This is a genomic window from Crenobacter oryzisoli (genome assembly GCF_030385785.1).
In the GTDB taxonomy this organism is placed as follows: Bacteria; Pseudomonadota; Gammaproteobacteria; order Burkholderiales; family Chromobacteriaceae; genus Crenobacter_A; species Crenobacter_A oryzisoli.
Genome location: NZ_JAUEDK010000090.1, coordinates 1 through 8,002 on the forward strand (window position 1 = coordinate 1; position 8,002 = coordinate 8,002).

The window sequence follows — 8,002 nt, forward strand, 5'->3', positions numbered from 1 at the left end:
GCCAGCGAAAGGATAGGCATCGACGGTGGCAAGAAAACCAAGGGGCGCAAGCGCCATATCGTCGTAGATATCCTGGGAAATCTGCTCCACGTTCAGGTTCATGCCGCCAACGAGCATGATACCAAGGCCGCCCCGTCACTCTTGGCTCGCGCGGTGGAGAAGTGGCCAACGTTGCGAGCCTTTTCTGCCGATGCAGGCTATCGCGGCACGACGGTGCAATTCGTGCAAAAGGTCTTGCAACGCCAGTGCCACATCTCGACCAAGATCAAGGATGGCTTCGTCGTGCTGCCGAAGCGGTGGGTTGTGGAACGAACCTTTGCCTGGTTGGGCCACTTTCGCCGGCTGGCAAAAGATGTCGAGGTTCTGACGGCGACGGCCGAAAATTTCGTGCGCGTCGCCATGCTAAAAATAACGCTTGCCAAACTGCGGTAGGCATTAACCAGACAGCTTCTTAGTCTTGACCTTGGACTATACACCAATGTTTACAGTGTTCTTTCCAACAGCCTTGGCTGACTTCCGCAGCACCCCTTATGGGCTGACGATCAGGAAAAAACATGACGCAAAAGAAAATCGCATTTGTCACCGGTGCTACGGGATTGCTGGGTAACAATCTTGTTCGTTTGCTGCTAGCGGAAGGTTATCGGGTTAAGGCTTTAGCTAGGTCCGAACAGAAAGCCAAGGAGCAGTTCGGGGAGCTAATAGGCAACCGCTTAGAAGTGGTACTGGGCGATCTCACGCGTGTCGAGGGGTTTGTACCAGCATTGCAGGGCTGCGATGTTATGTTTCATACCGCGGCTTACTTCCGTGAAAGCTACAAAGGTGGCCGCCATCTGGCCGCCCTACACAAGACCAACGTCGAGGGCACGCAAAACCTGCTTAACGGGGCATACGCAGCTGGAATTCGACGCATGGTCCATATTAGCTCCATCGCAGTATTGGGCCGCAATGACTCTGGATTGACCGACGAGAGCATGGTGCTGGCAATAGAGGAGGCACCGGATGACTATTACCGTAGCAAGATTGAAACCGACGAGGTGATATTCACTTTTCTCGACAGTCACCCTGATATGCACATTTCCCTTGTCTTGCCTGGCTGGATGCATGGACCGGGCGATCTTGGCCCCACTTCGGCTGGGCAGTTCGTAGAGGATTACCTGCAACAAAAAATTCCGGGAGTGGTCGATGCGGCTTTCTCTGTGGTGGATGCCCGAGATGTGGCGCAAGTCGCTTTGGCATCCAGTAAAACGGGGGAACGGGGCGAGCGCTATTTGGTCGCCGGCCACCCAGTCAGCATGGCCAGTCTTTTGCAGGCGATGGAGTCTGTCAGCGGCGTACCAGCCCCGCGCCGTAAACTGCCGCGCACAATGTTGTATGCCATCGCTTTTTTGCAGGAGGTTTATGCTCGGCTGACTGGTAGACCGGTATTACTCAGCTTGGCCACGGTTAGCAACATGACAAACGACTACGGAAGAAAGTTCTCGGCAGAAAAAATTAGGAGGAGGTTCGGCCTAGGCTTCAGACCCATGGAAGAAACGTTGGCGGACGAAGTTATGTGGACCCAACAGCGAACTATGCGAGAGGATACGCACAAGCCTAGCAAAAAGAACATCCGGTTAGCAAATGGGAGCAGTTGATAATGTCAGATGGGATAGACGCCCGCTTTCGACCCAATACAGACCGTGACAGCAACGATATGAAAGTCCGTTCTGTTTTAGAGAGCGGATTCCATCATTCAAAACGGTGTTCCGGCGACTGAGTATTCTCAGCGCATCCACACCCGAACGGAGAAAACAATGTCCACATCAACAGATTTCCACACTGCGCCCGCCGCACGCGGCCAATGCGAGGCTATTGACCTGGCGGGTAAGATCGCGCTGATCGACGGTTACTGGCAGCCGCGCGTGGTCGCGGAAATGAACGATTACCAATTCAAAGTCGTCAAGCTCGAAGGTTAATTCGTTTGGCATAATCACTGTGATACTGACGAAACCTTTATTGTGCTGGACGGCGAATTACGTATCAATTTTCGAGGCGGGCCATCAGGTGACAGTTCGATAGTAGTACTGCGCGCTGGTCAGATGGCCGTCGTGCCGAAAGGCGTCGAACACAAGCCCTGCGCGCACGCCGAAGTGAAACTGCTGCTGATTGAGCCGCGCGGTGTGGTGAACACCGGCGATGGCGCAACAAGCGAACGAACTGTTGTGAACGACCAATGGATTTAAGGCCCGGCCTGTGAAAAGCCGGCCAAGGGGCTCGGTGTCCCAACTTATCCTTCTGACAGAGCCTTCTGTGATGGCGCGAGGGCCGTTGGGCCTCGGAAATTAGCCATCCGTGTTGTCCTCGCGAACTGCAGGAACTGGTCGAAAATGGCCTTCTATCAATGTCTGCAGACGGCCAGGAGCGGAAGTTCGGGTTGAACGGCACGACCGTCTACAGTTCGGCCAAAGCAACAGGTCGAACCGGCGTCGGAAGAACCCGAGAACTGTCCAAGTGCGAACAGCACGACAAAGCAATAGGGATCTGGCGCGCGGATAGCCCATTATGGCCCGGGCGATTAAGCCCAACTCAGAGGCCGGATATACGTAAGCAGTCGATCCGAACCCCAGAGCTGTGAAATGTGTGCAAACCGGGAGGAGACCATATACGGTCATCTAGGATCATCGGCCTGCTAGCTCGCAACCCCACTTGCAATACAACCATGGAGAACTAACTTGAACAAGTGCTTGCACGGGTGGTTTCACATTTTCGGTGACTTACAAGTAAGACGCGCAAGCCCCACCCCACTCCATCAAGTAGGAGGAATTAAGTATGGCAACTCTTTTTATACGGCACCGCGTTGCGGACTATGCGAAATGGCGCAAGGTTTATAACGACTTCGACACAGAGCGCCGGGGCATGGGGGTCAGTCGCCACGGGGTATACACACTGGATGGCAACCCCAACGACGTGACGGTCTACCACGAATTCGCGAGCATGGAGGCCGCAAAGGCATTTGCGGGGAACCCCAGACTGAAAGAAGTAATGCAGACGGCCGGGGTACAGGACGCACCGGACATCTGGTTCACTAACAAGGACTAAAGGATCACGCACGTCTACAGGTCTGTCCCGAGCTTGGTGGACGGTGGGTTAAGCTTTGAGCAGTGCGTAGCGCTGCTCAAATTCTATCGGGCTCAGGTAGCCAAGCGTTGAATGGCGGCGCTGGTGGTTGTAGAACCAGATGTAGTCAAATATATCCCGCCGGGCTTCGTCGTAGCTCCGGTAACGAGTCAGGTAAACCCGCTCCGCTTTCATGGATAGCCGCGCCTGAATGCAGAAGTCATCAAGAGGCGCCACCTCTGAGCTACAGAGTATTCCCCCGCGTAAGCGGAGGTAAGCCCGTTGCCACGGTCGTACCGTGTTCCACAGCACGATGCTCCTAGATCGGGAGATGGGTTGTCTGCTTGACTCGTTTCAGTGGGATCTCGGTTTCAACGTTGCGTACCCCTTCTATCTTCGTGAGGACCTCCATCTGAAAGCGCTGATAGTCATCGAGATCTCTTGCGATGACGCGCAGGAGGTAGTCATAGCTGCCGGCCATCAAATGGCACTCGAGTACTTCGGGCGCTCTTTCGATTTCCCGTGCGAAGTGTTCTACCGTCGCTTTGTCTTGGCGCTCCAAGGTAACGCGCACAAAGGCCGTAAATCTCAGATCGACAGCGGCAGGATTCAGCAGCGCAATGTACCCCTCGATGATGCCTTGCTCTTCGAGGAGATGAACACGGCGCAGGCAAGGAGTCGGGGAGAGCCCGACTTGCTGCGCCAGCTCGACATTCGTCTGGTTCGAGCTCCGTTGCAGTGCACGCAGAATGCGTCTGTCGATCGCATCTAGTTTGGTTGACATGCTTCACTACGATAGTTGTTGTTGTTAGAGAATAACTCCAATTTCAGCATCAGACGTAGCCAAATACGCATCCAATCTCCACGGAAGGATGGCCATACTTTGACGACCGGCCGCCGGCGAAACGCGTCGTCGTTGCACACGCAGTGCGCGATTCCCATCCGGCCATCCCTTTCAGGAGAGACCTATGCAGCACATCTCGTGGTTGCCATTCATGGCCACTTCCCTTCTCATCATCCTTACTCCGGGCCAGGACATGGTCCTCGTAATGTCCCGTACACTGTCCGGAGGAACCCGCGCGGGTATCATCACCGCAGCAGGAGTCAGCGTCGGGCTGATCGTGCACACGGTGCTCGCGACGCTGGGCCTAGGGGCGCTCCTCCAGGCATCCGAATGGCTGTTTACGGGACTGAAGCTGATCGGCGCCCTGTACCTTCTGTATCTTGGAATCTCGCTGCTTCGTTCATCAGGAAATCTGACGCTCTTGAGTAACCATGGTGCATCGGAATCAGGGCTTCGTACCTTCGCACAGGGTGCACTGTCCAATGTGTCGAATCCAAAGATTGTGCTTTTCTACTTGGCCTTTCTGCCGCAGTTCGTCTCCACTAACGCGACACATCCCATGCTTTCCGTCTTCATGCTAGGCATCGCTTTTGCGTGTTTGACATTCCTTGTCAAAGGTCCAGTGGCGGTGTTTGCGGGTTTGCTTTCGAGCTGGGTCCGCCAAAATCCCCGCTTCCTCACGGGGATGTATCGGACGAGTGGCATAGTGATGATAGGACTCGGGCTGAAGCTAGCCCTTGAGCGGCGGAGCTAAGTGAATCGCCCCTAGTTTGCTAGATGCCTCGGTGGCTGTTTCCGATGTGAAAGCGGCTGTTCGTCATTGAAGGGGACGAATGGCCGCTTCGGTTCATTAAGCGGACGCTGACAGCTTTGTCGGCCTATGTCTTTGGCCGATTCTGTTGAAAAAATCATCCTTACCCTTGCATGAGGCACCTCAAACCCAAGGTCTGCTTAAAATCTGAGCAAAATAGGCATGCTTTGCTTGTTTTCTAGGCAAATTCGGCCCTGCTTTATGCCGGTTTCAGTCTCGAGCAGCCTTGGTCCGAGTTTTTCAACAGAATCGCCGAAGAACCGCCACTTGGGTATGCTGTTTGTCGCCTTCAATCGAGTGACGGGACGAAACAAGACAGTCATCCCCGAAGCCATGGGGCTGATTTGCTGAAACCCCGGCCGGTTCACCTTCATCCATCACGGACAAAGGAATGGCGAATGAAATTGGTCGGCGAGATCGACCGAGGGGAGGGCATTGCGGCAGGAGCCAGGTCAGACACCACGCCCGCGGTTGAAACAACAACGCCCCGCAAGGCGGGGCGTGTCAGCGTCACGGCGCGATTACTTGGCGATTTCCAGGCTTTCCAGCGTCTTGCCGCTGTCCAGGTGTTCCTGCACCCACACCGGCTTGCGACCGCGGCCGGACCAGGTTTGTTCCGGGTTGGCCGGGTTGGCGTATTTGGCTTCGACCGGTTTGCGGGCAGCGCCGCTGGCCTTGGCGAGGACTTCTTCCACCGACAGGCCGTAAGTCTTGGCCAGTTCGCGGATCTGCTGCATGGCCTTGGATTTTTCCTGACCCTGAATTTCGTGAATCCGTTGTTCGACCTGCTTTTTCAGATCGAGCAGTTCGGGATAAGACAGGGTAGCAATGTTCATGTCCAAATTCTCCTTGGGAAGGACTGAGATACGGATGTCGTTGAAGGGGCCTGCTTTCAACGAGAATGATTTTATAGCGGCATTAGCAAAGAGTGTCCAATTAATTTCACATTGGTGATCGGGGAGAGCATCGTGACGAGCGCGCTTCATTCTAACCCTATGGCATGGTGAATGGCGGGAACGAAAAACCAGGAGATACCATGAAGAAATTGGCCCTATCTTTTTCTATTTTACTAAGAATTTCACTAGTAATGGCTCTTTAGGTGTTTGTAACGCATTGATTTTGTTCATTTTGCAAGCATTTCAAATTAACACTACAACCTGAAAGGTTAGTATCTGTTGCTGCGCTTGCGACAGGCAGCACCTCAACGGCTTACTACCCTGCGTCTGCGATGGTGAACCATGAACGACGTATCGATAATGTTGAGCAAAAACCAGCGGGTTTTTTCCATGTTGCAGTCGATGACAGCCTGGGTGCCGAAACGTAGTGCTTTGAGCCGAGGAAGGGGTCGGGTAGCGCTAGCGTTGCTAGATGTCACCTTCCCGCCTAATGACCTGCTGTACGACGTTGGCAAAAAGCGATTGACGAACTCCAACGCGTTTGAGCTTGAGATTCGCATGACCGACTTCAAACCGGACAGTGGACGGCCCCTAGAGCCGTAGCTACGCCCGACCCTCACGCCGAGGCCCGTTCCAAGGCCTTGGGACCGATCCGGTGCATAGGCCCGCCATGAGATGCTGAGGGCCCCCCCACCGTCTTGGCCGACCCGCTGGCAGTGCTGGCGCGATAGCACCGGCATCGCTTGATTGAAACCAACATGGGGTGCTTCAAACGGTTCAGGGAGCGCGCGAGGGACAAGAACTTCGATCGTCAGATGGCCGGATGGTCGGTGCGTGCGCCCCTCTGGAACCGATACATCGCACTTGGCACGCCGAAGATGGTGCGCGTGGCATCCATTCCTCTGGGGAACGGGGGCGTTTGTCCCTCACGCGTTATTCAGCAGTGCCCCTGTTTTGGGCGTTGTGAATGATAGGGATGCCCAAGCCTTTATTGCTGCGACACCGATGAAATGCCTACTGCTAGACATCGGCTAGTTCGTCCCATTTCACTATTGGTCCGAAGTGACTCAGGTGATTTAATAAGTCGTCGATGTGACAGGAGAAACAAATGAAACCTTCCGCATTAATCTTTGTTGTTCCTTTTGGATTTCTGGTCAGCTTGGTGGTCTAGGGTATTATTAAGCTCATTCACGGCTTTCTGTTGGTGGTCTCGGCCGGATTTTGTGCGCCCTTCTGGATGGCGAGTCATTTTTTTAATTTCACAGGGTTCGAGTCAGTTTCTTCAACGTTACTGGTTATGCTGATCGTTTGGGTGGTTTTTGCGGTGAAAGATTATGTCCATCGGCAACATTGCAGCGGGGGGCGACTTGAAACAACGCCAGTAGATCGCCGTGGTTGGTTGTGTGTTTTTATTTCGATTATTTTACGGTTAACCCATTCATTGACGGGAGCTAAAATGCTAATCGCCAAATTCGATGCTGATCTGTTGCTGGGGGAAGGGCCGGAAGCCGTTGGACTGTTGCCTGAAAGCGAGGTAAAAGGATTGCAATTAGCTGCTGGCCAGCAGGGCTATCAGGTGGGTTCTGGCTTGAGGGCTTTTCTGCTCGCGGAGACGCTCAGTTTAGCGCATGCTTTCATTCATAATGAAGAGGTTTCTTATGATTTATTCACTGACCAGGTAGGTCTTGATCTCGAGTTGGATGATGTCCTCGTTGAAGATGGTCTCGTTAAAATGACGTGGCGAAGTTACGGCGCTATTGTCCTAGCGGCTAAATTTGAAGCCAGCCTGCTTGGCTTTACGCTGTGATGGCGTGAAGCATCAGGGCCTGCTTTGTCAGGCTGGGAATGTCGGTGTTGGGTGCAGGATGGGTTTTAGCGGAGGGCAGGGTAAAAGAGCCTGACCTCAGGAACAGGGACATACTGCCTGTTGACTTGAAGAGCCAGCGGGATGGCGTGACCGGACACTATCACTCAAGGAGAAGCAGATGAGAAACGAGATGGGGCGTAAACAGATGGAAATCATGAAGTCCAGAAGACAAGCATTACTAAGCTTTGCAAAAGTATTGTCACTGGCAGGCATATTGGCACTCAGGCTGGCGGAAGAACGATTTCACCAGCCCGGGTAGCTTTTGGATTCGACGCAAGGCGCCGATTGCTAGCCGCTTCATTTCCTCATGGTTTTGCACCAGACGCTTTGATACCTGGCGCTTCACGTGCGCCCAGACCTGCTCGTCCGGATTCAGTTGCGGCGAGTAAGGCGGCAAGTAGAACAGGTTGAGCTTGCCTTCCAAGCTCTCCACATAGTCCCTGACCAGCTTCGCCTTGTGGATCGGATGGCCATCGACGATCACAAAC

General features: G+C 53.8%; 9 protein-coding genes and 2 pseudogenes. 7 read left to right on the forward strand and 4 right to left on the reverse strand.

Features of this window, described 5'->3' with window-relative positions; genetic code table 11:
• The 5 genes and pseudogenes from QU481_RS23225 to QU481_RS23245 form a co-directional block, all read left to right on the forward strand.
• Positions 1-432 (forward strand): transposase (locus QU481_RS23225; protein WP_289832259.1); only part of this gene is annotated, 432 nt, incomplete at its 5' end.
• Between the two features lie 122 nt (positions 433-554).
• On the forward strand, positions 555-1,634 hold the full coding sequence (locus tag QU481_RS23230) for an SDR family oxidoreductase (protein WP_289832336.1): 1,080 nt from the start codon (positions 555-557) through the stop codon (positions 1,632-1,634).
• 159 nt (positions 1,635-1,793) lie between these two features.
• On the forward strand, positions 1,794-1,955 hold the full coding sequence (locus tag QU481_RS23235; RefSeq protein WP_289832337.1) for a cupin domain-containing protein: 162 nt from the start codon (positions 1,794-1,796) through the stop codon (positions 1,953-1,955).
• An 18-nt stretch (positions 1,956-1,973) separates the two neighbouring features.
• Positions 1,974-2,222 (forward strand): annotated as a pseudogene (locus QU481_RS23240) (cupin domain-containing protein); the annotation flags it as partial.
• A gap of 586 nt (positions 2,223-2,808) precedes the next feature.
• Complete coding sequence (locus tag QU481_RS23245) at positions 2,809-3,078, forward strand: hypothetical protein (protein WP_289832338.1); 270 nt, start codon at positions 2,809-2,811, stop codon at positions 3,076-3,078.
• A gap of 48 nt (positions 3,079-3,126) precedes the next feature.
• Here the strand turns inward: QU481_RS23245 and QU481_RS24035 are convergent.
• Together QU481_RS24035 and QU481_RS23255 are read right to left on the reverse strand one after the other, a co-directional pair.
• Positions 3,127-3,294: pseudogene (locus QU481_RS24035) on the reverse strand (IS3 family transposase); the annotation flags it as partial.
• A gap of 121 nt (positions 3,295-3,415) precedes the next feature.
• Positions 3,416-3,880 carry an Lrp/AsnC family transcriptional regulator gene (locus QU481_RS23255; protein WP_289832340.1) on the reverse strand — a complete coding sequence of 155 codons (465 nt, stop codon included), beginning with the start codon at positions 3,878-3,880 and terminating at the stop codon, positions 3,416-3,418.
• A gap of 184 nt (positions 3,881-4,064) precedes the next feature.
• Between QU481_RS23255 and QU481_RS23260 the strand changes: the two genes are divergently transcribed.
• On the forward strand, positions 4,065-4,694 hold the full coding sequence (locus QU481_RS23260; protein ID WP_289832341.1) for a LysE family translocator: 630 nt from the start codon (positions 4,065-4,067) through the stop codon (positions 4,692-4,694).
• A 578-nt stretch (positions 4,695-5,272) separates the two neighbouring features.
• Here the strand turns inward: QU481_RS23260 and QU481_RS23265 are convergent.
• A complete protein-coding gene (locus QU481_RS23265) occupies positions 5,273-5,587 on the reverse strand; it encodes an H-NS histone family protein (protein ID WP_289832342.1) in 315 nt (104 codons plus the stop codon).
• A 1,357-nt stretch (positions 5,588-6,944) separates the two neighbouring features.
• Between QU481_RS23265 and QU481_RS23270 the strand changes: the two genes are divergently transcribed.
• On the forward strand, positions 6,945-7,454 hold the full coding sequence (locus QU481_RS23270; RefSeq protein WP_289832343.1) for a hypothetical protein: 510 nt from the start codon (positions 6,945-6,947) through the stop codon (positions 7,452-7,454).
• Between the two features lie 259 nt (positions 7,455-7,713).
• On the opposite strand, the gene QU481_RS23275 is transcribed toward QU481_RS23270, so the two are convergent.
• Positions 7,714-8,002: transposase (locus tag QU481_RS23275; RefSeq protein ID WP_289828758.1), on the reverse strand; the 289-nt coding region annotated here is incomplete at its 5' end.